Source organism: Anaerobiospirillum sp. NML120449 (assembly GCF_023051105.1).
In the GTDB taxonomy this organism is placed as follows: Bacteria; Pseudomonadota; Gammaproteobacteria; order Enterobacterales; family Succinivibrionaceae; genus Anaerobiospirillum.
The window spans coordinates 1-25,475 of the sequence record NZ_JALKIL010000024.1 but is presented as its reverse complement, the minus strand read 5'-3'; the positions used below and the strand labels follow the sequence as shown (position 1 = coordinate 25,475).

Annotated in this window: 16 protein-coding genes; 6 read left to right on the top strand and 10 right to left on the bottom strand. The window is 51.6% G+C overall.

Features of this window, described 5'->3' with window-relative positions:
- The first annotated feature begins 407 nt into the window (after window positions 1–407).
- Entirely contained in the window at window positions 408–668 is a 261-nt protein-coding gene (locus MXE41_RS07950; protein ID WP_247100118.1) for a hypothetical protein, read from the top strand.
- A gap of 693 nt (window positions 669–1,361) precedes the next feature.
- Here the strand turns inward: MXE41_RS07950 and MXE41_RS07945 are convergent.
- The 5 genes from MXE41_RS07945 to MXE41_RS07925 form a co-directional block, all read right to left on the bottom strand.
- The gene (locus MXE41_RS07945; RefSeq protein ID WP_247100117.1) at window positions 1,362–3,290 is read right to left on the bottom strand and encodes a hypothetical protein; all 1,929 of its coding nucleotides are present in this window, start codon (window positions 3,288–3,290) and stop codon (window positions 1,362–1,364) included.
- Window positions 3,291–3,304: 14 nt separating this feature from the next.
- A complete protein-coding gene (locus tag MXE41_RS07940) occupies window positions 3,305–6,490 on the bottom strand; it encodes a hypothetical protein (RefSeq protein WP_247100116.1) in 3,186 nt (1,061 codons plus the stop codon).
- A 261-nt stretch (window positions 6,491–6,751) separates the two neighbouring features.
- Window positions 6,752–8,326 carry a hypothetical protein gene (locus tag MXE41_RS07935; RefSeq protein ID WP_247100115.1) on the bottom strand — a complete coding sequence of 525 codons (1,575 nt, stop codon included), beginning with the start codon at window positions 8,324–8,326 and terminating at the stop codon, window positions 6,752–6,754.
- Between the two features lie 1,226 nt (window positions 8,327–9,552).
- Entirely contained in the window at window positions 9,553–9,864 is a 312-nt protein-coding gene (locus MXE41_RS07930; protein ID WP_247100114.1) for a YkgJ family cysteine cluster protein, read from the bottom strand.
- Between the two features lie 315 nt (window positions 9,865–10,179).
- On the bottom strand, window positions 10,180–10,398 hold the full coding sequence (locus MXE41_RS07925; RefSeq protein WP_247100113.1) for a hypothetical protein: 219 nt from the start codon (window positions 10,396–10,398) through the stop codon (window positions 10,180–10,182).
- A 1,170-nt stretch (window positions 10,399–11,568) separates the two neighbouring features.
- Here MXE41_RS07925 and MXE41_RS07920 point away from each other — a divergent pair.
- The gene (locus MXE41_RS07920; RefSeq protein ID WP_247100112.1) at window positions 11,569–12,432 is read left to right on the top strand and encodes a transporter associated domain-containing protein; all 864 of its coding nucleotides are present in this window, start codon (window positions 11,569–11,571) and stop codon (window positions 12,430–12,432) included.
- Window positions 12,433–12,762: 330 nt separating this feature from the next.
- Here the strand turns inward: MXE41_RS07920 and MXE41_RS07915 are convergent, their stop codons facing one another.
- From MXE41_RS07915 to MXE41_RS07900, 4 genes are all read right to left on the bottom strand, one after another.
- The gene (locus tag MXE41_RS07915) at window positions 12,763–13,473 is read right to left on the bottom strand and encodes a DUF4156 domain-containing protein (RefSeq protein WP_247100111.1); all 711 of its coding nucleotides are present in this window, start codon (window positions 13,471–13,473) and stop codon (window positions 12,763–12,765) included.
- Window positions 13,474–13,670: 197 nt separating this feature from the next.
- Complete coding sequence (locus MXE41_RS07910; protein ID WP_247100110.1) at window positions 13,671–15,935, bottom strand: hypothetical protein; 2,265 nt, start codon at window positions 15,933–15,935, stop codon at window positions 13,671–13,673.
- 1,035 nt (window positions 15,936–16,970) lie between these two features.
- Complete coding sequence (locus MXE41_RS07905) at window positions 16,971–18,296, bottom strand: ATP-grasp domain-containing protein (RefSeq protein WP_247100109.1); 1,326 nt, start codon at window positions 18,294–18,296, stop codon at window positions 16,971–16,973.
- 243 nt (window positions 18,297–18,539) lie between these two features.
- Window positions 18,540–19,958: a methyltransferase domain-containing protein gene (locus tag MXE41_RS07900; RefSeq protein WP_247100108.1), complete on the bottom strand. Its 1,419-nt coding sequence runs from the start codon at window positions 19,956–19,958 to the stop codon at window positions 18,540–18,542.
- Between the two features lie 135 nt (window positions 19,959–20,093).
- Here MXE41_RS07900 and MXE41_RS07895 point away from each other — a divergent pair, with 135 nt between their 5' ends.
- Window positions 20,094–20,375: a hypothetical protein gene (locus MXE41_RS07895; RefSeq protein WP_247100107.1), complete on the top strand. Its 282-nt coding sequence runs from the start codon at window positions 20,094–20,096 to the stop codon at window positions 20,373–20,375.
- A gap of 400 nt (window positions 20,376–20,775) precedes the next feature.
- Here the strand turns inward: MXE41_RS07895 and MXE41_RS07890 are convergent, their stop codons facing one another.
- A complete protein-coding gene (locus MXE41_RS07890; protein ID WP_247100106.1) occupies window positions 20,776–21,039 on the bottom strand; it encodes a hypothetical protein in 264 nt (87 codons plus the stop codon).
- Here MXE41_RS07890 and lnt point away from each other — a divergent pair.
- From lnt to MXE41_RS07875, 3 genes are all read left to right on the top strand, one after another.
- Window positions 21,038–22,798: an apolipoprotein N-acyltransferase gene (gene lnt, locus MXE41_RS07885; protein ID WP_247100105.1), complete on the top strand. Its 1,761-nt coding sequence runs from the start codon at window positions 21,038–21,040 to the stop codon at window positions 22,796–22,798. The genes MXE41_RS07890 and lnt overlap by 2 nt on opposite strands.
- A gap of 836 nt (window positions 22,799–23,634) precedes the next feature.
- Complete coding sequence (locus tag MXE41_RS07880) at window positions 23,635–24,162, top strand: hypothetical protein (protein WP_246977955.1); 528 nt, start codon at window positions 23,635–23,637, stop codon at window positions 24,160–24,162.
- A 487-nt stretch (window positions 24,163–24,649) separates the two neighbouring features.
- Window positions 24,650–25,360, top strand: a complete 711-nt coding sequence (locus MXE41_RS07875) for a flagellin (protein WP_247100104.1) — start codon at window positions 24,650–24,652, stop codon at window positions 25,358–25,360.
- Window positions 25,361–25,475 lie beyond the last annotated feature (115 nt).

The following is a 25,475-nucleotide window of genomic DNA, read 5'->3' as shown; positions in this document are numbered from 1 at the left end:
CGGCGGCACGCCCCGCCAGGTCAGAATTAATTCCTTTAAGAAAGGTTCGACCCTGCAAAGCCCCCTCAGGTACACGCCTGAACCTGAGTGCACAGAGGCTGATCAAGGTCATCAGACAGGATGGGCAGGGCAGAACTGTCCATCAGCCCGGGCGCCTTTGCTGTTGTGTTGACATGGAACATGGGGCGCCGCTGTAAACGCTTACACATACAGAAATACTGATATGTAAGACAGAATTTGATGAACACAAGATACAGCATTGACCTCCATTAAATTGTGATAAAGATCACACTTTTTCAAAGTTCCCAGGTTTTCCCCAGGTATGTAAATAAAGTGTAAAAATATCTTAAATATCACGCCCAATAACAGTGCCCCTGCCTGTATCTCCCAGCATTTTACGCATCAAAATGACCAATAAAAGATCAGCACCTCAACTGCACTTTCCACATATCAACTACAACCAATGCAAGTATTGCAATCATCCCCTGACCGTGCCCGGCAACCCGACCACTCCCTGCCCGACCACTCCCTGCCCGTCCACTCCCCTGCCCGACCTGGCCGGTGCACATCATGAATTTTCCTGGCTGCTAATGCCAGGCCGCCCCACCCTGTGGCTCATCCTCATTACCAGGCCTGGTTGTTCCGGCCTTACCTGGCTCAACATGTAACTCATCCCCGCTGTGCTTTGCTGTAGCTGCCCACCCTTGCTTTACCACTGGCTCATCATCGCTGTGCCCGGCCATCTCTGTCCAGCCGCCACTGCCCGGGGATCAGACTCACGTCGCTGTTACTGTCCCGGCCCGACCTTGCTCGATCAGTGAATCATCCCCACTGTGCCTGGCAGCGGTGCCCATGCTGAGCATCCCCAGGTCTTTGCTCAGTAAGGGCCGGGTACTGCCTGACAGGCCGCTCACCTGTACTTCATTCCCACAGTGCATGGCTGTAACCAGGTTCTCCTGCGCATACAGCAGGCGGAACGGCCGGCTGCTGCTTATGGCGGCATGCTGTGCGTCATTAATGGGGCTGTGTGGCGGCGGTGTTCTTCTATGGCTTCAGGAGTGCAGCATGGGGCCCGTAAACGCAAAAAGACCGCTGTTGCGGATGATATCCGCAGCATACGGTCTTTTAATCAATGGTTGCTCCCCTGTACACCAGGTGTGGAACGAACGCAGGCTCAGGCCGACGCCGGGCATGGCGGAGGCCAGGCATGGCGAACGCCGGGCATGGCGGAGGCCGGGCATGGCGAACGCCAGGCATGGAGGAGGCCGGGCAAGGCGAACGCCGGGCAAGGCCGGCGCCCGGGACGGCCCCGCACTGCCCTGCCCCGGGCCCTGACATGTCAGATAGCCTCCATGCGGGGATCAGATATGGCCGGGGACGGTACTGAAGGAGCGCAGCAGGTGTTCATAGGCCCTCTCCTCCAGATACAGCTGTTTGTAGTTGATGGTCTTGACCGGCAGGCCTGCATCATCGTCATCCAGATCAACAAGCAGTGGCAGGCGGCACAGGGTGTAGCAAAAACCGGCCAGCAGCACGGCGTAGCGCACTGTGCGGCGCTGACTGTCGTTAAGGCAGTCCCAGATATTGCCATCAAAGTCATCATACAGTATGCCTATGGCCTCATATATGGCATCAGATAACTTTGATTCCACATTGCTCACTTTATTTTTGTGGCGACGGGCAACAGCTGCTATCTCCTTGCAGTGACTGATCATGGCATCATAAGTACTCCTGTTGTCACGGTTCTGGAGAAAATACCATTTGCCATCGGCATCAACAGTACGTTCAAGGAGCATCTGGCAGCCTGATCCCGGTATATTTCCAGCAGTATCAGGAGCAATATCATCTACCTGTGCAGATACCAGGCGATCATGGGAGGCAAGGACATTGCCCGCTGTGCCTGATGCGCATACATCAGCCTTCCATCCAATGAAGCCGTACTTGACACTGTTAAACGCAACCAGCTCAGAACAGTTACCGCCCTCACCATCATCGACACTCTGACGCCTCTGATAAAGCTCTTTACCAAGATCATCCATATGATCCTTAAGGCTGCGAGCTCTCTGTGAGAGCTCTTCGAGATCGACACCGCCCAGAATATGAACCGGTCCCCTGCCAAAATCAAAGAGATCAATATCCTCAGGATGGCCAAGAGTTTCCAGAACCTCTGCCAGGCCTTCAAGACGGTACAGAGTATAGAGCTGAGTTTCAGCCGTCTCTGAAAGTCTGTCCAGTGCGCGACGCAGTGCATCTTCAAGCTCACTTTTGTAAAGGCCCAGATCCTCAGATGCCCTGATATAACGATCGCGCTTTTTCTCATAGCTGCGGTCCATTTTGAACACTTTCTTGAGATTGATCCTGTTGAGGAGACTGTCAACCTTTTTCTTCCTCCTCAGCGACTTGTCAATCTGCATGGTGTTCAGCTTTATGCGCTCATCATCATCAACCACAGCCACATCAACTGTGTACAGATACCAGGACAGGCCCATGAGCAGCATGGCGGCAATGATAATGGTCTTCTGATGATCGCTGAAGTCATCCCAGTGCGGTTTCTGATCACCCGCAGCATGCCTGTCAGTGCGCTTGCCGATAGCGCGGCCCATATGTACCAGCACATCAGCCATGATTAAGGAGGTCTCATCCATGGCGCTGGCATAATTGGTAAAACCCGCAGTCAGATTGTTCATGTGGGTGATGATTTTGTTGCCTTTCTTAATGAGCTCAGCAGTTTGATTACTTGCCCTGACAGCTGCCTCAAGGCTGTCACGTGCCTTTAAATTCTCAACCACACCAAAAACCAGCATACCTGCTCCGGCAGCGGTACATACCGATGCGACCGTACTCAGTCCGGCAATGGCTGCACCGGCTCCGGAAACACCTGCAGCGGCAGCTCCGGCCAGGGTCGACTGTGCATAAGTATTTCTGTTTATCTTACTGGCAGCATCGCGATTAAAGAGCTTTCTGAGCATTGCTTCGAGCTCCTTGTCGGCAGTAAATTCACTGGGAAAGAACTCCTCATACTCAGGAGGATTGTGAATCATAACGAAGAGCTCATCAAAAGTGCTCTTGTTACGCTCAACGGCGCGGCGGCTGGCCATAAGTTTTTCATAGGCAATGCTGCAGTTACGCCCCGAAGTTTTCAGAGCACTCTGCAGCTCATCCTCCTTCTGTTTGATAACTTCACATATTTCGCGGGCTTTCTGTTTCTTTTCTTCGGCATCTTTGATGGCTGCAGCTGTTCCGGCAAGAGCTGTCAGCAGGCCAACGCCCAGAAGTATTGGTACAGGCATAAACAGATCTCCTTCTAAATATAATCATCTCTGTAAGCAGCAATTCTGGCATGGTATTTTCCATAACTGCTGTTAAGGTGCTCGGGTTCACCATAACTCCAGTCAACCGCCATGTTGTGATACAAAGAACGATAGTTGAACACAACACCCTCAGACGATCCGAAGTCCTCAACAATGGCTGCAGCGCAGACATTGTCAACTCTGGCAGCATCCATCACAATGGATCTGAATCTGCTTGAAAGGTTATCACTGTCAGTCTCCTCAATGGCTCCATCAGATGAGCTCAATTCAGTACGGAGTTTCTCAAGCTCTTCAGTAAAGGAGCTCAGCTCCTGTTCGTACTCTTCAAGAGCAGTCATAAGGGACTCATGGTGCATTGCCGCAATGTTTCTGACTTCTGCAAAAAGATCACAGATAAAACGGGTTTCATTAAATAGAACCTGGGCCGGATCTTCTCCTCTAAGGGCAAATTCCTCAGGCAGAAGAGCAGCTCTCATGGCTGTTTTCCAGTGATCTCCGGCCAGATCCTGGATGGTAAGACCAGAGCCTGCAACCATCTGCCAGGCGGCGCGCTCAGAGCTGTCGCCACGTTTAAAGGAAGAGAGCCAGGAGCTGCTGCGGCTGGTAAAGTCCTTATAGCCCACCCCTGAAGCACCGCAGGCGGCCAGTCTGCCCTCATAACCATTGCTGTAAAAGTCGATCACATCACTGATCATTCTGCCAAATTCGCCCTTGTCCTTAATGTCAGATCCCTGGAACCTGTGTATCACATTAAGACCAACAGTGCCTACGCAAATGGCCTTATCAAGATTCATGGACTTATATATGTCATTAATTGTCTCTGAGCGTCTGGCTTTTGCCCTGAGACCTGTATCCCTGAGAAAATCTGTAACCAGCGGATATAACCGGGCAGTTTTTATCATTGCATCCAGTTCAGCACGACCAAGGGCACAAAGGGCGGCTGCAGTTTCATCAAAGGCTGACTTAATGCGCATACCTGCGGTAATCAGCTGATCACGGGAGGTGCGCAGGGATACAGTGCCTGCTGACGAAGATGCAGCGGCAGCGGCAGCAAGGCGCTCATCAAGGCCTGATGAGGCAAGACAGGAGCGGGCTCCCTCATAATCAGCACGGAACTGGAACAGGCCTGTATTATTGACCTCGTTGATCCTGCGGGTCTCATTAATGGAGCTGTCACTTAAGATAAGCTGCAGAGTCATCATGTCATAAATGCAGCCGGCCAGTACCACGGCTGTCTTGAAGTCGGCGCGGGTCTGCTCAGGAAGTTCACTCCAGTCAGCATAACCCTTAAAGCCCATGACTGAAGCCACCTGAGATTCGAGCATGCTGACCAGCACTTTAAAAGAGGCGTTGATGTTGCTGAACATCTGATGGACCTCATCACAGGCTGAAGCTGTGCCCATGGCAGTAACCCTGGCCCGCTCAAGAATATTTTTGTACAGCTCAAGATCCTCACTTACCTTGCGGCCCCATGAAGATACCTTAAGACACAGCAGAACTGTCACGGCACCGCCGCACAGATGCTCAATTCCCGGGGCACCGCACATGCCAATGTCACGAACAAAGAGCAGCTGCTCAATATGCCTGCCTGTCCTGGCCTTGCCACAGGCCTGAGCAATATTGGCAAGACCGGCAGCTGCTGCTGCATCATTGCCAAGAGCAGTAGCCACCAGCGCAGTCTGACGCACTGAGTTGCGCAGATCATCAAGGGTAAAGGTCCTGACATTCAGGCTGTCCTCATAATCAGCCCCATCCCCGGCAGCACCGCCTGCTGCGCCCTGGCCGCCATCAGCGGAGCTGGCTGCGGCGCCGGCAGCACTGGCATCAGCGCCGTCACCGGCCTGCAGCTGAGCAGCTGCTGGCGCATCTGTCTGAGCGTTCCCAGCCTCACTGACAGGTACGTCACTGCTGTGAGCCGGTGCCCCATCATGTGCGGACTGGGCAGCATCAGCTGCCGGGGCAGCTGCTGGTGCCGGGGCAGCTGCTGGTGCAGCATCGGCTGGTACGGCACTGCTGTGAGCCGGTGCCCCATCATGCGCAGACTGGGCAGCATCAGCTGCCGGGGCAGCTGCCGGTGCCGGGGCAGCTGCCGGTGCAGCATCGGCTGGTACGGCACTGCTGTGAGCCGGTGCCCCGTCATGCGCGGACTGGGCAGCATCAGCTGCCGGGGCAGCTGCCGGTGCCGGGGCAGCTGCTGGTGCAGCATCGGCAGGTACGGCACTGCTGTGAGCCGGTGCCCCATCATGCGCGGACTGGGCAGCATCGGCTGCCGGGGCAGCTGCTGGTGCAGCATCGACAGGTACGGCACTGCTGTGAGCCGGTGCCCCATCATGCGCGGACTGGGCAGCATCAGCTGCTGGTGCAGCATCGACAGGTACGGCACTGTCAGTTCCAGCTGCAGCGCTTTCTGGGGCGGCACCGGTATTGTCAGCTGCGCCATCAGCTGTACTGGCGACCTCACCTGGGGCAACCTGGGAGGCGGCTACATGGGCGGGCCTGGCAGAGTCGGCAGAGGCTGCCTGGTGTGCGTCTGCCTGCTGGGCGGCTGCGGCAGCATGCTGTGCTGCTGCGGCAGCTGCTGCCTTGCGGGCCTCATATGAAGCCTCGCTCAAAAGGTCAGGCATATTGTGCACAGCCTTGCAGACATCAAAGAAATCATTAAGGGCCCACAGGGACATCATCTGTTCATTACCCATGCGGTCAAGGGCCCTGTAGGAATTGCTGATATCTGCCTTAAGCTCAGCAAGACCGGCATCAATCTCAGCCTGAGCGGCACGGGCCTGCTCAGAGTCCCCGGTAATACGTTCCGTAACGACACGGGAAACATCAGTAACGGCATCCTGAGCCTTCTGGGCAGCGGCACTGGCAGCCTCCCTTACTTTTTCCCTGGCCCTTTCCACAAAGCTCAGGGCAGATTCCCTGGCCTTATCGGCATTGACTGCAGCGCTGTCCCTTGCCCTGTCAGCAGCGCCTGAGGCTGTTTCTCTGGCTTTTTCGGCTGCAGCAGTGGCTGTTTCTCGGGCTTTTTCGGCTGCTGCAGTGGCTGTTTCTCGGGCTTTTTCGGCCGCTTCCTTTGCCATTTCAGCAGCTTCTTTAGCCTTGTCCGCAGCAGCGGCCACAGCCGAGGTGGCAGCTGTCTTTGCCTTATTCAAAGCATTAACAAAACGATTGAAAGCCATAGGGCATTCTCCTCACAAAACTCTGTTCTCAGGGCTCAAACTGCAGGTACTGATATGCTCAGGCACCAGGCAGTGACGTACTCAGACACCTGCAGGTACAACCTTATGTTCAGGCACCAAAGGGCAGCACTGACTGTATGCTCCATGATCACAACACTGCTGGAGCGCAGGTCAGATGGTCCTTACGGCAAAGAGCTGTGCCTGCTGCGCCTGATGCGCCCGCTGTTGCTGACGTGCCTGATATTGCTGGTGTGGCTGCGCTTATTTGCGTTTGCGTCCTGGAGCTTTTCTGAACTTGAGCACAGCTTTGGCATCGCGCATGAACTCATCAGGATCGGTGTATTTGCCAAAAGGAAGGGCAAGCTTCAGCGTGTTGTAGACGCCAAAGAGTCTGGATACCAGGTCTTTGCTGTCTTTGGCATTTCTGAGTTTCATAACCTCAGTGCTGACCAGACGGGACTCGCGGGCAAACTCCTCAGTCTGCATATTGTCGAGCTTGCTTAACAGCTCATCCATCAGACCAAGACGTTTCATGTAAATTTCTTCAATCTCATGAACAGGATTGCCGTCCAGAATAAGCTTTCGCATGTCATCGATCAGGTTGACATTTTCAATGGCATAGATAAGGGTGCAGGTGATAATGCCTGCTGCCAGAGTGCTGCAGAAGGTGGTAAGAATTTCGCCCACCACTGGAACAGTGCCCAGGGCAGTGGCGTTTAAAGCCTCGTTAATAAGACCGCCCAGCACCACGCCAAGACCGGTGGCCATTACTATGGCCGCTGCCTTGTACTTTCTTTCAGGGCTGAGGTTATCAGGGTTGGTTACCAGGATCTTCAGTGCCTGGCAGATATGGGTGAAGGTCTGCCTGAGGATATTGACCACTCTTTTGGCAGTAGTAGCAAAGATATTGATTAAAGTAGTGACAAGAGAGGACAGAGCACCGGCTACAGCACCATCGACAAAACGGCTGAAGATCACCGCATATTTGTCTCGGGCGCGCTCAAGGCCATTTCTTAAGCCATCGGAAGCACGGCTGAGCAGAGAGCGGGCATCCCCCTGCCGTGAGACCTGCTCGGAAACACTGAACCAGATTTCGGCAACAATAAAGCCCACAGCCTGACGGGCACCCATGAGAACGCCGGTTTTAGCCGAGGCATAGGCCGTATCAATCATGAACTGGGGTTTGGTGTAATAGGCAAGATTGATATTTCTGTCTATGGCCTTACGGGCTTTGCGGTCAGCCTCGCGCATGCGCTCCTGCTGTTCCGGGGTATACTCATCGCCCTTTTTATCCAGAAACTCGTCCATGCTCTTATCTTTCTTGGAGCGGTTGGTGCGAGCATTGGTATGGACAAGATTTTCATCACTGTTGGCCAGATCCTCGCCTTTAAGGTCTGTCAAGTACACGGCCTGGTCATCGTGAATTTCCTTTGCTGATTTGACATGGTCCAGATCAACCCTGTCGTTAGCGCCCAGAGTCTGTCCTGTATAACCGTCTTCAATTCCGCCGTTTTTACGGGCCTCAGATCCCTCTTTGTTACGGCGGCGGTAATTTTCGTGCTGATGGTATTTGCTGCTGTCGTACTCACCACGATTTTCATATTTGCGGGCATAATCCTGGTTTTTCCAGGTCATCTCAGGATCGTCGCCAATCTTGCGGACATTGTGTACGGTATCTACATCACCGCCATGCTGATCCCTGATAAACATATCAAGGCCAAAGGAGGTTACCAGGCTTTCAAATACCTGCCTCTTGTACATGGTAATAAGAGAGTCTGAAGTACTGCGGTCGTCGAAAATTTCATCAACACTCCCGGCAGTGAGCGTTTTATTCATGCTGAACTCCTCCAGCAATAAAGCACGTAAAAAAAAAGTTAAGTTCTGACCATCACAGCAGGCCGCGCCTGTGACGCACCTGTGCTGCCATGTGCCGCACCCGACCATGGCTGTATATGACACGGCCATGGCTGTGCCCCTGATCGCTGAGCCGGACGCTCCAGCTGCAGCTGCCGCCAGGGGGGGACACAGGGCAGCAGACATATGCCAGGCACAGACAAAGCTGTGCTGAGGCAGCGCAGCTCCGCCAGCGCGCAAAAGCTCAGGCGGGCAGCTGATCTGACGATGGCATCCCTGGAGAAAAACTGGTATTCAGGCAGAGAAGACCAGTGGCATGCGTGCTGATTATCCTCTCCAGGGATATGAGCAATGCACGGCAGAAGCGCACTGCTCAAGCTGATCTGACGATGGCATCCCTGGAGAAAAACTGGTATTCAGGCAGAGAAGACCAGTGGCATGCGTGCTGCTTATCCTGTCCAGGGATATGAGCAATGCACGGCAGAAGCGCACTGCTCAAGCTGACCAGACGAAAAAGAGAAAGAGAAAAACTGGTATTCAGGCAGAGAAGACCAGTGGCATGCGTGCTGATTATCCTGTCCAGGGATATGAGCAATGCACGGCAGAAGCGCACGGCTCAAGCTGACCAGACGAAAAAGAGAAAGAGAAAAACGGGGTTACGTCCCCTGCAGCCATCGCTGCAGTTCAAGCTGCACTGTCACTGCATTCTTAGTGCACTGTCAGTGCACTGCGGGCTCACAGTTAAAGGGTTCATCAAGGCTGAGCATAGATATTCTCAGGGTAGCAGCAATGTAACACTTTTATACCTGTATGTGCATTCAAACTGCAGGGCATAGATATTCTCAGGGTACCTGCAATGTAACACTTTTATACCAGTATGTGCATTCAAACTGCCGGTTAAATCTCTGCAGGGCATTGCACTGCGCTTAAGACTGATACATAAAGCCAGGCATGACAGAGACCTGAATTATGAAGGCAGCACCATGGGGCTTAGGAGACAGGGGCCGTGGCCTGGTCTGCTCCAGTGATCAGGCACAGGCCATGGAACCGTATTAGCAAGACTCTGAAGGTACGAAAGGTTCCATGGTACGAATGAATCTGATCCTGATACTGTTCCTGATACTGAGCCGGCATTTGAGGCCAGTCATGAGCTTAGCTTCCTGCCAGGGGCAGCCCCTTTCAAGTATCAGCCCTGCCTGCCCGGGGCTTTAAACGTCCTGGCCCTGGCCACTGTCCTTATCAGTGTCAGAGCTTTTTGCCTTGAGCTCTGCCTGCACCTTGAGCATGTTGCAGGCCTCATGGTTCATGGCATAGTACTGCTCAAGAGTCATGGAGCCCTTGAAGTACTTTTCATAGCACAGGTCCACACGGCATATATCGGGACGATTTTCGTAAATGGAGCACAGACGGGTGTCATCATCGTAATATCGGCAGACGCCGTCACCACGATCAAGATGAGCATAGATTTCGGAATTGCGTATATTCTGGCAGCACAGGCCACAGCAGTCGCAGTCAAACATGTCATCACTTCCCGGGAAACTACAAGATAACCTCAAGTTTACATCCACCGGCCCGGACTGCTGCATCTGCCCTGAAGATTTGACACTGAGCTGGCCCCAGGCCGGCACCTGCCATGGTCTCCAGACCTTCACCTGCCCGGGAGCTTATCGGGCGCCATGCGACCTGATTAACAGGTATGGCACAAAAGCACATGCCCACCACAGTATTATTGCAACTGAGGCGGGCATGCCTGATCAAAGCTTGTACGGCCCGGTGTCGTACTCTGGTCCTTCATGAAAAAGAGCTGCTGGCAGCTCAGTTCCAGAAGAGCAGAACTACATTTTTTTGATATCTTCAACGGTGTAGCCGCGCTCTTTAAGAATACTTAAGGCTGCACCCTTTTCCCACACTGAACCGCTTTTTGCTTTACGGGCAAGACTGCTGTCGGATTCACAACTCATGCTGGCCTTGAGCTCCTGAACCTCCTTGCCTTTCTCAGCTACTGCCTTTCCAGCTACTAACAGCCCCTTGCCTAAAGAATTTAGAAAACCCATATACCCTCCAGATAAACTGTGGACATGAACTCACAATGAGTGCAGATTGCCCCATGAAAAACCCGCTCAGATGTCGACATTTTTATGGGCAACTGTCTGCAAAATACTGCATTTCTCTGGCACCATTCCGTGAAATTCCTCACAATTTTAAAAATATGTAAATATTTAAAATATTTGACAGAATAACAGGTAAATAGCGATATATATGGGATTTTTGCAACTGACAATTACGCACAAGCCGGACAAACAATGATGGCAAACCAGATATTTATCATCGAGTCTGCGACCTGGCAGTGCGGTACAAAAAAACGGCTCCCCGACTGCAACCTGCCCTTCTCAATCACAAAATACTTGACAGTCGGTCATAACAAATTGTGACTGAACAATCAGGCATGCCATTATGTGCAGACCGCCACAGTCCATATACTGATGTGCAGGCCGCCGCAGGCTATATCCTGATGTGCAGCCTGCCGCAGTCCATATGCTGATGTGCTGGCCTCCGCAGGCCATATGCTGATGTGCAGGCCGCCACAGTCCATATCCTGATGTGCAGCGCTCAGTGCCAGGCATTGCGTGTTACAGAGATAATGCACATGGTGAGGCAAAACCTTTCATCAGCGCAAATTCCAGCGGCTGCTGACGGGCAATGAAATGCCCCTGGCTCTCTGCCATGCACATGCCTCCTGCCATGCACAAAACTCTTGCTATGGCCCTTGCCCTTGGGCTGCCCTCTGCCAAAGGCACTGCAAATGGCACTGCACCTGCCTTTGCCATGTGAGGGCTGGCGGTTGTGTCCGTATGGTGTGTCCGTTGGATATGTACGTGGGTTATGTCTGTGGGGTATGTCTGTGGGATATGTCTTTTGGCTGTATATGGCCATATCCCTGCTCTGTCCCGGACAAGGGCCACAGGTATTGCCCTGTCTCTGATACTGGATGAGTCTGCACGGGAGAACTCAGAGGTTGACGGCGCTGATATCAGGTATGGGCAGGCTGACGTAAAGACAGGTGATGGTGCGTGCTTATGAGGGAGGGCTTTGTGGTACCTGGGCTGCTTATGACCGGGGATTTTCTTGAGGATGCTCACGCTAAATAAGGGCAGGTTAATGACGGGGGCATGATACACGCTATAATGAGCTGTGTTTTTTTCATGGAGTTTATAATTCTCACTATGGGATCTGATTTACCGTCGCATCCGTCTTTCATAAGCCGTACCCGCGAGCGCCTGGCACGCCTTATCCTCAAGCGTGCACTTCCATCCAACCAGCAGGAGCTTGCCGAAGTAATCGAGCAGGCCGGTGCCGATGAGATTATCAATGAAGACACTGAGGATATGATTCGTGGTGTATTTGATATCTCACAGCGCCGTATTGCCGATATCATGATCCCGCGCAGCCGCATTGTGGCCATTGACGCTGAGAGTACTGTGGCTCAGGCTATTGATACAATCAAGCAGTATGGACACTCACGCTACCCTGTCACCAGCGAAGGCAAGGATCATGTTCAGGGCATTTTGCTGGCCAAGGATCTGCTGCCTCTTGCCAATGAGGGCGACCGTCGTATCTGCGATATTGAAAACCTGCTGCGCAAGCCGGTATTCGTCCCAGAGACCAAGCGCGTCAATGTCATGCTCCGCGACTTCCAGAAAGATCGCATGCATCTGGCCATGGCCATTGATGAGTATGGCGGTGTCTGCGGTCTGGTAACTATCGAAGACATTATTGAGCTTATCGTAGGTGAGATTACTGACGAGTACGATCCGGCAGAAATCGAAAACTACATCACCCGCACAGATGAGAACACATACACTCTGCTGGGCATCACTCCTCTTGAAGAGTTTGAAGAGTTCTTCAAGACCAGCCTGCCTGAGATTGATGTAGACACCGTTGCCGGTCTGGTAATCCATCTGTTAGGTCACATCCCTCACAAGGATGAAACCGTAACCCTCAACGAGTTCAATTTCAAGATTCTCAGCTCCAATCACCACAAGGTGCAGACTATCCAGGTAACTGTTACTCCTCAGCCTGAGGAGTAAGCCTGAAGCCCAGGTTGCTCCAGCAGGACCGCTGCCTGCGTGCCCTGCCTGATTATCTCTGCGGCACGGCTGATATCGTGCCCCTGGTGGCTGGTATTGACCGTAAACAAAAGGCCTTATCCCTGCAAAGGATAAGGCCTTTTGTTTTATCATCTGCATGAGTGTGCAGCTTCAGGCTGAAGAAGATTAAATGCCTGACGGGGCGACAAGGTCAGGCCGTTGCAGCCCGGAGCCAGGTCATGAGGGCAGGTGCTGCGTCCCGGTGCCAGGCATGAGGGCAGGTGCTGCAGCTGCATTGCAGATGCGATGGCCGGCTGCGTATTATCCTTGCTACAGGTGTACTCCTATGCCCACGCCTATGCTCACTGGTGATCCTGATAATGCCCCTGACTCAGGATATGCTGTTGTCTCAATTATCTGACCGTATTCTGATGTTTTCACAGGGCCTGGATTAACTGATCCATGAGGTGCTGGTCTTTGATCTGAATCTGAGGCCAGAACCTCAGTATTTTCATCAGATGGTACGGGAGCAGCTTTTAAAGAGCCGTCAGCTGCAGGAGGGGTGGCACTGCTGTCGCGTACAGGGGGAATATGCCCCTCAGGACGGTACGGACCGTCAGCAATACCAGGGCTCTTTTCAAGAGGTATGGCAGCCGGACGCATTGGGCCTGTAATCCCCTTACCCTCAGGGCAGAAGTAAGCACGTCCTGAGAGAAGGTAGGTGTCAGGGTCAGCATAAGGACCGCCCCAGTGACGGGAGTAAAACACTGTTCCGGCACTTACACCAAGATGAGTCTCCACCAGGTGATTGCCCCCGAGCTGAGCCGTTTTCAGACGCAGATGGTTACGGGCAGCCTGTATGGAGTATGAGCCGTAATCAGTGTCGACATTACCAAGGAAGGTACATCCCTCCACCTCCGATGGCAGGGCAGTAACCACACTGTCTATCATCGACTGAGTCTGAGGATCTGTGGAGTTACAGGCGCTGACCAGCGTCATGGCTGCAGCACACAGTCCGGCACGTACAGACAGCTTCAGCATAACAATGCTCCTTGCTCACCTGAAGGTGATGCTTTGCCAGTAACAGCAGGCACTGCTGTTACCGCTGTTGTGAAAATACCATAATATCCAGTCCTGACTCCTGACATGTCAAAGTACGCAAGGGGGTGCAGCCGCCAAAGGCAAGGCCTCGAGGGGCAGCCGCGCGCCGCCTCAGGCGGTGCGGCGGCTGCCTGCTCTCAGCGGCCCCGTCCGCTGACCAGCTCTTCGAGCATGGTATTTACCACACTGCTGTTAAGCTGGGTCAGGGCCTTTCCTATAGCTTCTCTGTCGGCGCCTGGTGTGAGGTTAAAGCGAACGTTGGAGACCTTGCCCGAACCCTTGTACCACACCATGAGCATAATGTTCTGTCCTGATGGAGTAGTTACTGAGAACTGACGCTGGTAACTCTTCTCCTGACAGTCGCGTATCTTAAAGCCCAGAGGCTTGAGGATATTTTCGACCCTGTCATTGAGAGTTACTACCTTGCCCATGCCGGCACGGGCAGCACTGTGGATGTCGATTTTGTCGCCATGCACTACCTGAGAGGCCACTTCTGCTGACACGAGGGCAATGTTTTTATTGCGGGCCGCCATGCCCTTATTGCGCACGCCCTGAGCTACAAAATCAGGCTCCTGCTCACTGAGCTTCATGTCATCAATGGAGCTGCCCCTGAGAGCCTCAAGATGCTTCAGGCAGAGCTTGACCTCAGTACTGGTACAGGCGCACTGGATATATTTGATCTTACGTTGCTTACTGTAGAAAACACTTAGCTTGAAGCGCTCATCCTCTCTTGAGAGCATGGAACACAGTACCTGAAAAGGTCTGTTATCAACATCAAGCACAGTAATGCCATATGGAGCCACCAGGTCCTCCATACTTTCACGAAAATCATAAAGATCAACCTCGTCATCTCCCGACTTGCCAGACACTTCGGGCTCATAAGTGCTGTATGGCGCAGCCGGAGCAGAAGCATGAGCAGGAGCATGAGCAGAGCTGCCAAAAGCAAAAGCCCTTGATTCATTAGACTTATGAGCCTGCATCGCTGACTGTGATGAACCGGCAACACCGCCCCATCCTGCAGGCTGTGCAGCCGCTCTGGTGCTGCTTTTACGCGCCGACCTGCCTCTTTGCTGACTACACAGCTCTGGCTCTACTTTATTGCGGTAATCATCAAGCACCTTACTGATGTACTCAAAACTAAAGCCGCTGTCATCTTCCTCATCCTGCCCCCCAGCCCACTTCATGGCATGACTTGCACCAGCTCCCTCAGCGCCGGCAGCGACCTCAGCTGCAGCGCCGTTACCTGCGGCACTGTCGGCAGCCATACTGGCCGCGCTACCGGCCATACTGGAGGTTTTACCAGCCATGCCGGCATCCTTACCGGCCATGCCGGCATCTTTACCAGCCTTACTGGCAGCTTTACCTGCCATGCCGGCATATTTACCAGCCTTACTGGCAGCTTTACCTCCGGTCATGGTCTCAGAGGCAGTACCGGGAGCAGCTGAACTCATGCCAGAAGTACTGCCGGTTTGTAAGCCCTGTCTGGCAGCTGAGTTGCCCGCCTGGTTTAGACGGGTATCATCAGGACCGATATACCATGGTGGAAGGTCATCATTAACTGCTGCCTGAGTCTTAACCTGAGATGCGGCTCTGGCTGCTGATACACCGCTCTGTCCGTAAGGGGACACTGCAGGAACGCTCTGAGCTCTGGTGCTGTTAAAGGCACTGCTGGCAATGGCGCTTTCCATAACATCAAATATATTGCTCATGTCGCCTGCATAAGGATTAACCGGCTCTGGTGCTCCCATATGCATATGCTCAGGCATATGACCGCCCTTATGTGATGGGGCCGGTTCAGGCATGGACTCAGGCATATAAGCATAATCAGCCTGATGCTGGTCGTGATACTGATCTGCAAACTCTGGTGGAACATCAAATTCAGGGGCACTGGAGTGGCTGTGGCTGCCGGCGCGGGTGTCTGCAGCTGCGCGGGCGCTGCCCATATTCCCCTCATGAGCACGGCCTGCGGCATAAGCTGCAGCCGCTGCATGACCTGAGCCGCTGCCAGCATTGCCATCATTGCTGGTACGGCTGCCAGCACCTGCCTTGCTGCTGGTGCGGGCGCCTGCCGCTTTCTGTGCAGGTGGTGCAGAATATGGGCTGGAGTTTACAGGCTGTCCCTGAAAGACATTTTGCCTGTCATTACTGCTATTGCTGACTGAAGCAGGACGCTCAGCAAACTCAAAACGCACCTTTGGACCGGAAGCGGCCGGTTGAGCAGCTGCTGCCTTGCTCTGGACGTTACTCTGAGCACTTGCAGCTGCCTGAGCCTGGTGAGCCATGATGGCCTCAGGATCAAAATCATCCCAGATATCAGCCCCGGCCTGGCCATCATCAGAACTGTCTGACCACTGGGTATACTCAACTATCTCATCCTCTGCAAGATGACCGGTATCTGGCATAGCATCATATGCAGGCAATGACTGCCCTGTCAGTGCCGGTGCTGTAGTGTGAGCTGATGGCTGAGCCTGATACTGTGGCTGAGCCTGTGGTTGAGCCTGCACGTGTGACTGTGCCTGCCCCTGAGGCTGAGCGTATGTCTGCCCCTGGTGCTGCGGCTGTGCAATTGAAGGCCCAGGAGCATATGCAGGTGCTGGTGCATATGCAGGTGTCTGTGCGAATGCGGGTGCGGGCGCCGCTGGCGTCGGTGCCATACGTGAGACTGCCCTCTGACGTTCGGCCAGTTCTTTACGGGCAATCAGCTCTCGTTTCTGTGCTTCGATTTCATAATGACGCTCAATATCATCAGTTCTGAAGCTCGAGCGCAGGCAGGTTTCACCTGGCTTGTTGCGCCATGAGCCATCCTTTAACTCTTCTATTGAAAAAGTTCTGTAGGAAGGAAGTTTTTTGAGCAGTTCTTCATTGGCCATTGAAAGTTCACCCTGCGGAGTAAAGCACAAATATGAGGTCATTTTAGCAAGTTGCAGTGCAATTGCAGCAATTGCGCCACCTGGAGCTGACACAGCTCTCATCCATACTGTATGCAGCGGCTTAAAGGAAAACGCGAACTGCTTTGCACTTCCCCGGCTGCAGCGCACGTTCCAAAAGATGCAACGCTTTACAAAACATTATGGCAAGGAATATCATCAGCAAGGCAGACTGAGACCATGTGTGGCCAGAGATTACTCTGAGTATGCGGTTACAGTATCTGGACACAGTGAGGCCGGTAAGAGCGTGTTAATGGACCTGTTGACTATATTCTGAGTGCAATGAGCACAGTATTCCTGCTGGCCACAGGAAAGCACTGAAAGTACCGGGTGAGGCTGGGGTCGTTATTGCAGGAAAGACGGGGCGGATGAGCCTGTTAGAGGTTCCGTATTATGTATGGCAGAGGCGGGCAGTCGGGACAGGATTTTAATGGCTGGCCAGTTGCCGCAACAGAAAAAAAGGGGCCCTGCTGGCCCCATTTTTTTCATGCATGTTTCACTGCTGTGAAATCAGCAGGCTACGACGGCACTGGAGCTGTCGATAAGCCAGTTGAGATAGCGCACAGTCAGCTCGTCTGCGGTACGGATGCTTTCGTGGCTGACAAAGATGTGGCCTCTTGCAGTATCAGCGCCTGAGAACATGGGGCCATACATCTTACCCGGCTCCAGTCTGTTGACTATCTCTACAATGCACTGGCGCTCACGCTCGTTATACAGACTGCCTGGAATCTGACCTTTAGCAGCAGATGAGCTGCCAGTTAACTCAGCACTGTAATCGTCAGTATGCTGGTGATAGCAGAAGCTGCGGATGAAGTTGAAGAAACGAAGCACAGCTGTTTTCTGACTGGTGTTAACAGCTACATCCTTACTCCCCCTGATCACAGCCTGATTGAAGATTTTCAGCGGATTATTGCCATTAAAACGCAGCAGGCGCAGAAGATTGTTGCCACCAAGACGTGGGGATATATCCACAATGTATGGTCTGTTATTGCCATCAATAATTACATCAGCATTGATAAAGCAGTTGCTGAGCTTGAGCAGAGTGCAGATCCTGTTCATGTAATTGATGATGATAGCGCTTTGTTTGCTGAACTCGTCACTGAAATAGCATGACTCCTGACGGTACGGAGCAGCTGTAATTTCCTTGCGGAACAGGCCCATCATATGACAGCGGCTGCTCTCATCAACAAACACATTGGTTGAAAACTCAATGCCACCAATCATTTTCTCAAGCAGCAGACGGCAGCCGGCAAAACGCTCAGGCAACTCGTAAGCAAGCAAATCATTTCTGTTTTTGATGACACGTACACCCTGAGAGCCTGATCCCCATACTGGCTTGGCAATGAAAGGATAATCAAGGGCTGCCTCAATTTCCTCAACGCGTGAGACAGTTTCCTCTCTGGTACCTGACTCAATAACAATATGGCCCGCGTCATTAAGCCCGTTGGCCAGCTGAAAATTATGAAAGCTCAGCTTGTCAGTCATGATGTCAATGGCAGCAAAGGACGGACCTGCAAAACCAAAGCGGTCATTTATTCTACCCATAGCGGTAAGAGAACGGCCAACAGGCAGAGCCAGAGTATGAGTTATACCCTCCTCGACAACGGTACGCTCAGCCTGACCGATATCACCAAAGTCACGGGCCAGACATTTGAGCTGACCTTTATGGCGGGCGGTAAACTCTTCAGGGAGCGTCGGGTTGCGATCCATGCATACGACTGACAGTCCCTCATCCATGAGCAGAGAAAGAAAAGGAACAGCCTCGGCACTTGCGCCCAGGGTCAGAATTACAGGCTCAGATACAGGTGAGCCGCCTGTGATACTGATAGAAGACATATTTTTACCTTTGATATCAGCCAGAGCCAGAGCACCTGGTTTCTGACTGCGTTATATAACAGCCTGATGTAATGGGCTGTCATACTCCGGAAATGCTCATGGATATGCTGCAAATCATGTCTGCAGACTCCTTATGCTTTTTGTCCATGACTGTTAATACACAGCTGCGCAACAGGGCTTACAGTCATATGCAGACTGAGCTCTGGCTCATGCAGGCATAGTTATCGGAAAATGCTAACCAGTTCAGATAAGATCCTGCATGGAAATAAGTTCATCACAGGTGCAGTTGATTTCATGCAACACTGCGGTGATCTCTTCCATAAAACGTGGAGACAGCACTCCAAGTATCAGAACTGGAATATGTCTGTCTTTTAAGGCCGAAACGGCCCAGTGCACTTCCTTGACTGACCCGTCAGGAAGCATGAATAAAGATCCCTCGTCGTCTTTAAGAGAGTTAACCAGTAACAGCTCCATGCTGGCACTGGTCTTATCAAGGCAGCTCAGGATATTGAAAGTCTGCAGACCGGTACCGTAGATGACCAGGGTATGCCCCAGCTCAGCGTGAGTACGCAGCTTTTCATTAAGCATGGCTGCTGCGGAGGCAGAAACAGTGGATGACTGAGCGAGCTGCTCAATGCACTGCTTTTGAATATGACGCGAAAAAACTTTTCCTTCGTATCCCCCGGAGTTTTCACTCCTCTGGGGCTTAATTAAATCCGCTGCATCATGAACTTCAGCATCATAGAGCACATCTGCAATCTTGGTCAGGACATAGATCTCGTAAGTTACCTGAGAGGTTACCCTGTGCTCTGTAAGCTCAAAGCCACAACGGGAGACAATCCAGTCAATGGCATTGGCATTAAAGTGCCAGATTTGCATGGCATGCATACTGTTAAATGGCGGAGTGGTCAGCACCAGGGTGCCTCCCATCCTGAGCACAGCGTTAAGTCCCTTTACAAAGTGCATGATGTCAGGCACAACACTGAGGACTTCCTTACAGGCGACTACATCGTAAAGTCCAACCGTATCCAGGCTAAGCCCTTCAGCCATGGTATGACTGTTGCCAGGCTCGCAGCTGTGGCCATGTATATCGCCATTTTCAAGGACTGACGGGCATTTGGATTCACAACAGTATGAGCGACCTCTTTCCACGCGCATGCGATATACAGGCTCATCTTCAGGGAAGAATCCTTTTACGGTTGTTACCCTGTTGCGGCACTGGTCGATTCCGTCAGTAACCACAGCCGGGTCAATCAGAGTCAGACTGGTGTAACCCTCATTACTCAGGGTGCGCAGCAGATAGCCGTCATATCCACCTACCTCAAGCACACGTGCACTTTTGCTATCAAGGCGCTTTCTTACCTCATCTATGTAGGGCTGATAGTTAGCTCCGCCCATGGATGAGGCCTTGTAGAACCTGTAACGTCCCCAGATCCATGATCTGGTTTCATCGCTGATTCCTGTTTCGTTAAAAGAAAGCTGGCAGTTGTTGCACAAAGCCGGTGTAAAACTGACCACAGCCTGAGTATCGAGCTCCTCAGGCTTTACAGGCACTGACTGCAATATTTCCCTGCGCTCAGCTCCAACTACATAATCGCGTGAGCCGCATAAGGGACAGGAATGGTTATTTACAAAAGTGATGTACTGACTGGACTGGGCCATGTAAATGAACCTGACTTCATGTCAGCTGGTCCGTGCATATGAAAATACTCAACAACGCAGCGTAATATGAGCATACATAAATGCGCAGTCATCACAGGACGTGGATCTGACATTTCTTTCTGATTATAAGAACAAATGAATCCTGCACTTCCCCAACAGGCTCTGATCCTGGCCCAAAGCACAAAAAGCCATAACAAGGCCCTGCAAAGCCAGAAAAATCTGGACAGGCTGGACAAGTCTTATGGCATCGATGGTTTTATCAGACGCAAAGTCAGGCTTTCTAAGGAGAATGCAGGCAGGAGTATCCCCTTAATATTTAGCGTATTATTACATACTGCGCTTGTATATGATCGGACAGCTGATGCATTAGTTTGGATAAGATCTCTTATTTATCAGCTTTTTCACTCACATATGTAAATGCTATAGCGTAAAAAGAGAACATTACACCAACACAATTGCACCTCAGTAATATCCATACCGACCATAGACACATTTCAATAACAACTGACACTATCCTGATAAACACGGAGTTACGAGGTATATAACCTCCACATAATCCATGAACAGTCCGCCAAATGCCGGACAATCCCTCCACACACAAAAAACAGCGCCCCCAAAAGGCTGCCGCCTGTGCCCAGGCCACAGACCTGCCAGCCTCACACCTGCCCCCCTATTCTCATACCCGGCCCTGCACAGCATGCCATGAAACAGCTAATCCCTGCAGATCACCTCATCCACCCTGCCTCAGAAAAGCACCATACCGTGGAACGGTAGCGCCAGAGATCCATGAACTTTGAGAGCATAAAAAAATGAGGCGTCAGAACAGCCAATGCCGGTAAAATCTCCACCTGCGGCCACGCTGCGCGCAGATTTCATCATTACTGCTGCGCCGCACAGGGGCATAAGTGACATATTTTTCGGAATACAGGCGGATTTGCAGGTCTTTTGTTAGAATGTCACTTTCGTTTTTTCCCGGTTTTACTGCCACATGCCTGAGAGCCTTCAAATAAGTGCAAGGATGCAGGGGATGCGGCAGCGACCTCTTTTTGTGTGTCATCTGGCTCAATTCGGTGGTGATCATGTCGTCCCTGCTTGTCAAGCTTCAAATCTTCAGCGATCGTTCATTCTGGCAGAAGGTACTGCACTCAAAATCAGGTCTGGTCATAACCTCAGTGTGCCTTGGTCTTATCTCCACCCTTGGTTATGCCCCATGGAACATGTGGCCGGTTAGCCTGGTAGCCCTGGCCTTTGAGTTTTGCTTTGTAGCCAGCCTTAAGACCAGAAAGCAGGTCTTCTGGTCACTGCTCATGTACTTTGGTGCCCTCAATACCATCACTCTTGAGTGGCTTAACTTCGTCATGACTGACTTTGGCGGACTGCCATATCTGCTCTCCTTTGGCGTAGAAAGTCTATTTGGTGCCTATCTGGCACTTTTTCATGCTCTGATGGGCATGTTTGCTTTCCGTCTGGCATTTCAGAAATATCAGCCAAAGGCTGAGGAGCCCGAGGAAGAACCTGAAGATGACGAGGACGCTGTTGAAATGCCAGAGCCTGCCATGGGTGGCAGCATGATCCCTCAGGGCTTTACGCAGAACTACCTTTTCCCTGTACTGACCATGAAAGATGGTCAGCAATACCGCTTTTTCAAAAATGCCTTCCTGCTGTGCTTCCTGCCTGTAGCGCTTATCATTGCTGACTTTATTGCAGGCTGGCTCTTTACCGGCTTCCCATGGATGTATTTTGGCTACACCGTGCTTGAGGGCCCATTTACAGCTTATGTCCCGCTCATTGGTGTACGCGGTCTGACCCTTATTCTCTTTATCTGCGCCGGCTCTCTGGCCCTGGCCATTGAAAGACGCTACATCTACCTGCCTGTAGCCGGTGTACTCTTCTTCTTTGGTATTTTCCTGCATGGTGTTAAGTACACCACCGATGAACAGCCAGTTAAAGTGGCCGCCATTCAGGGCAATATCCCTCAGGCTGTTAAATGGGATCCGTCCCAGACCATGCCAAGCATCGACAAGTACATCTCTCTGTCAGTAGATCACTTTGGCAAAAACGACATTATTGTCTGGCCTGAATCAGCCATGCCTGTCTACTTCCAGCAGGTACGTCCGCTGCTGCGCGACATGAACCGCTATGCTAATGAAAGTGAAACCTCAATGATTATCGGCATGCAGCGCGTTACTGAAGATCAGCACAGCTTTAACTCCATGTTCCTGCTTGGTCAGAGCAATGACATCGATCAGGTCCAGTACTACGACAAGCGTCAGCTGGTGCCTTTTGGCGAGGTTGTTCCTTTTGAAAAGTACACAAGGCAGCTCGGCTCAATCTTCAACTTCCCAATGTCGAGTTTTACCCGTGGAGAGTACAACCAGAAGCAGATTTACATCGAGCGTAACAATCTTCATCTGATTCCAGCCCTGTGCTACGAATCCATTTTCCCTGAGCTCATGAGCTCACTGCATGATGAGAACACCAATGGCATCATCATGATTTCCAATGACTCATGGTATGGCGATACCCGTGGTCCTCAGGAGCACCTGGCCATTGCCCAGATGCGATCCATGGAAATGCAAAAGCCAATGATTCGTGTCACCAACTCAGGCATTACAGCGCTGATTGAGTCTGACGGAAGTATTGGAGAGCGTCTTGAGACCAATATCGAGGGCTCCCTGATTATGTCCTTTACTCCGGCATCGGGAATGACCCCATTCGTGCGTTTTGGCAATATACCTCTGGCAGTACTGCTCGTTGTCCTGTGCGCCATAGGCTGGCGCCTGCGCTCTGAAGACCAGGACGAACGCCTTGCTCAAATCCAGGAGCTCATTCGTCCTTAATCCAGCTGAAAGTATCACCAGGAACAAAACTGCAAACTGTACCAGCACAAAGCAGTAAGCCGCCACCTCAGCCCAGCCCAGCCCTGCAGCACTGCCGCCCGGCCGACCGCTAATGCATGACGCCCTGCTAATGCACGTCCAGCTGATGCGTGACCAGCAAATGCATGCTCCGGACACTCAAATGGTCATGCAAACGCGCATGTATATGCACTTTGCTACAGCCGCTGCAGCATATTAGTTCAGACGCTGACAATACAAAAAGCTGTGACTGACCGTGCTGTCTGTCTGGGGCAAAGCCGCCTGTTTGAGGCAACTTTACTTAGCTCTTTGTATTGCAGATTTACGTCATTTTCAAACAGACAACATTCAGGCAAACCACCAAAATCAGTATCCAACTTTCAGCCATAAACATGAATAATCGTGACACTGAGGCCGTTTAAAGGCCGGTTCCATGGGGCTTATAAACAACCTGGCAACACCTGGCGCGTTACTTGCTGTATGCATATCAACCCTCCAGGGAAGACTGCATTGTCATCTTGTCAGAGCAAAGCCAGTCACTCCCATGGCACGGGACATAACTACGGGTCTTTTGTTTTGTGTATTAGCGGAAATGACCGTCGCAGTGGGCATTCTTTTGGGGTATTAACAACGTCATGCTGTATCTTAGTTGCAATATGACCAATATCACCAGCTGACATGTTTTTGCTTGTTTTCCCTGAAAAATCACCATAATATATGCACTATCTGAAGATCCCCCTACCGAAGAGTATGGTATCGTGCCATGCACTTATGAGGCGGACAGTACCATTTATCCGGGCGTATTTTAGGAAGGTTTTATGCGCGAGATTTTCTTCAGCAGCTCACAGGTCTTAACCTACATCATAAAGAGATGCTATCTTAAGAACTACCCTATCAATCAGGCCAAGGCTCAGCGCCTGCTTTTCTGCAGTTATGGCAGCGTCATGGCCCTCTTTGACATGCGCCTTACCGACGAGCGTCCTATTACCTGGGAAGCTGGTCCAATCTTCCCTCGCGCTCTTTTCGATCACATGCATCATCAGCTGAACTTTACTGATACCCAGAGCCCTCTGGAGCAGAGAATTACTCAGCCTGCCATCATTTACGTGATTGATCAGACTGTAGATAATTTCTCCGGATTTACTCAGGAAGCTTTCACTCAGTTCCTGACTGCCCCAGGCTCACCATGGGCTGATGCCTCAGGCAACGGCGAGAACCTTGGCGTTATCATGGAAGATGAGCTTATCCGTAACTATTTCATCAACCACGTAGTCAATCCAGATGCCTACAGTGGTCCAGCCATGGAAATCCCGCTGCCAGCATTCTCTGACAGCCGCTGGGCCTAACAGCAAGGGCCTCCTGGTCCCTGCCTTACGCCCTGCCACATGGCAATAAATCCTTCCCAGGCCTCCGGCCTGCTGCAAAACAACAGCAGCAGCCGGAGGCTGTTATTTTTCCCGCCTGCCATCCCCCCATACTCTCAATATCGACCGATAACAGCTGATAACCCCAACATCAGCAGACAATCCCACAATCAGCAGTCGCTCTATATAACAACACTTACATACAAGCATTTTCTCCAGACAAAGATGATAAATAACGAATATTAAAGGAAAACTTGCTACAGCACCGAAACATCGACATGTATGCATCTAGCAAGCTCTACAAAACATTGTAGTTACGCCTTTATTATTCACGAGAAGCTGAGTACTGATGCTCATAAAAACCCAGACCTGAGGGACGTTAAGAAATTAATGAGAGAAAAAGGGCGCAAGACTGGCATTGCCACCTGCCCCTGGAACTTAACGTCATGCGATCTATGGGGTATTTACTATGGCAGTTTACGTCAACACAAACATCAGCTCACTTAATGGTCGCCGCTACCTGAACAATGTTCAGAACCAATTGGCTACAACCTATCAAAGACTCTCTTCTGGCTTAAGAATCAACTCCGCAAAGGACGACGCAGCCGGCCTTCAGATCAGTTCCCGTTTAACCACCCAGATAAATGGCCTTAACCAGGGCAACCGTAATGCAGCTGACGGAATAGCTTTTGCTCAGACAGCTGAAGGCGCTATGGATGAAATCACCAACATGCTGCAGAAGGTCCGTACTCTGGCTGTTCAGTCCAACAACGGTACTAACACAGCTGATGATCGCAAAGCACTGAGCGCCGAAGCAAACTCCCTGCTCAACGAAGTCCAGCGCATCGTTACCAAGACCACCTTTGGCGGCAAAACCATTCTTAATGGCCAGCAGGATAATGCTATGTGGGGTAAGCAGAATGCCGCCGGTGACGACGCTAAAATTACTTTCCAGGTAGGCGCAAACAGTGGTGATACCATTGACCTTACCATGAAGAATTTTGCTCTTTCCAAGCTTGGTAATGGTAATGTTGATGCTTTAAATATCGCAGCTACTGGTGTTGTCACGGTTAAGTTTTCAACTGCAGGCGAGTCGGAAAAGATTATAACTGCAATGGACAAGCTCATCGGTCTGTACGATGGTGAGCGCGCTTCACTAGGTGCGATGCAGAACAGGTAGTGTTAACATAATTATATCGCTAAGGAAATCCACGAAATTTAGCTTAAATATCGGAAATCTTCCTAAAATAATCTTGACATTTTGACACAAACTACTATTGTAGCCCCTCTTCATC

What these genes read in the sequence shown, in the direction of transcription:
- MXE41_RS07910 (WP_247100110.1), bottom strand. Translation starts at nt 15,935, where the DNA reads ATGCCAGATACCGGTCATCTTGCAGAGGATGAGATAGTTGAGTATACC.
- MXE41_RS07895 (WP_247100107.1), top strand. Translation starts at nt 20,094, where the DNA reads ATGAATCCTGCACTTCCCCAACAGGCTCTGATCCTGGCCCAAAGCACA.
- lnt (WP_247100105.1), top strand. Translation starts at nt 21,038, where the DNA reads ATGTCGTCCCTGCTTGTCAAGCTTCAAATCTTCAGCGATCGTTCATTC.
- MXE41_RS07930 (WP_247100114.1), bottom strand. Translation starts at nt 9,864, where the DNA reads ATGTTTGACTGCGACTGCTGTGGCCTGTGCTGCCAGAATATACGCAAT.
- MXE41_RS07950 (WP_247100118.1), top strand. Translation starts at nt 408, where the DNA reads ATGACCAATAAAAGATCAGCACCTCAACTGCACTTTCCACATATCAAC.
- MXE41_RS07880 (WP_246977955.1), top strand. Translation starts at nt 23,635, where the DNA reads ATGCGCGAGATTTTCTTCAGCAGCTCACAGGTCTTAACCTACATCATA.
- MXE41_RS07905 (WP_247100109.1), bottom strand. Translation starts at nt 18,296, where the DNA reads ATGTCTTCTATCAGTATCACAGGCGGCTCACCTGTATCTGAGCCTGTA.
- MXE41_RS07915 (WP_247100111.1), bottom strand. Translation starts at nt 13,473, where the DNA reads ATGCTGAAGCTGTCTGTACGTGCCGGACTGTGTGCTGCAGCCATGACG.
- MXE41_RS07940 (WP_247100116.1), bottom strand. Translation starts at nt 6,490, where the DNA reads ATGGCTTTCAATCGTTTTGTTAATGCTTTGAATAAGGCAAAGACAGCT.
- MXE41_RS07900 (WP_247100108.1), bottom strand. Translation starts at nt 19,958, where the DNA reads ATGGCCCAGTCCAGTCAGTACATCACTTTTGTAAATAACCATTCCTGT.
- MXE41_RS07920 (WP_247100112.1), top strand. Translation starts at nt 11,569, where the DNA reads ATGGGATCTGATTTACCGTCGCATCCGTCTTTCATAAGCCGTACCCGC.
- MXE41_RS07890 (WP_247100106.1), bottom strand. Translation starts at nt 21,039, where the DNA reads ATGATCACCACCGAATTGAGCCAGATGACACACAAAAAGAGGTCGCTG.
- MXE41_RS07925 (WP_247100113.1), bottom strand. Translation starts at nt 10,398, where the DNA reads ATGGGTTTTCTAAATTCTTTAGGCAAGGGGCTGTTAGTAGCTGGAAAG.
- MXE41_RS07945 (WP_247100117.1), bottom strand. Translation starts at nt 3,290, where the DNA reads ATGCCTGTACCAATACTTCTGGGCGTTGGCCTGCTGACAGCTCTTGCC.
- MXE41_RS07935 (WP_247100115.1), bottom strand. Translation starts at nt 8,326, where the DNA reads ATGAATAAAACGCTCACTGCCGGGAGTGTTGATGAAATTTTCGACGAC.
- MXE41_RS07875 (WP_247100104.1), top strand. Translation starts at nt 24,650, where the DNA reads ATGGCAGTTTACGTCAACACAAACATCAGCTCACTTAATGGTCGCCGC.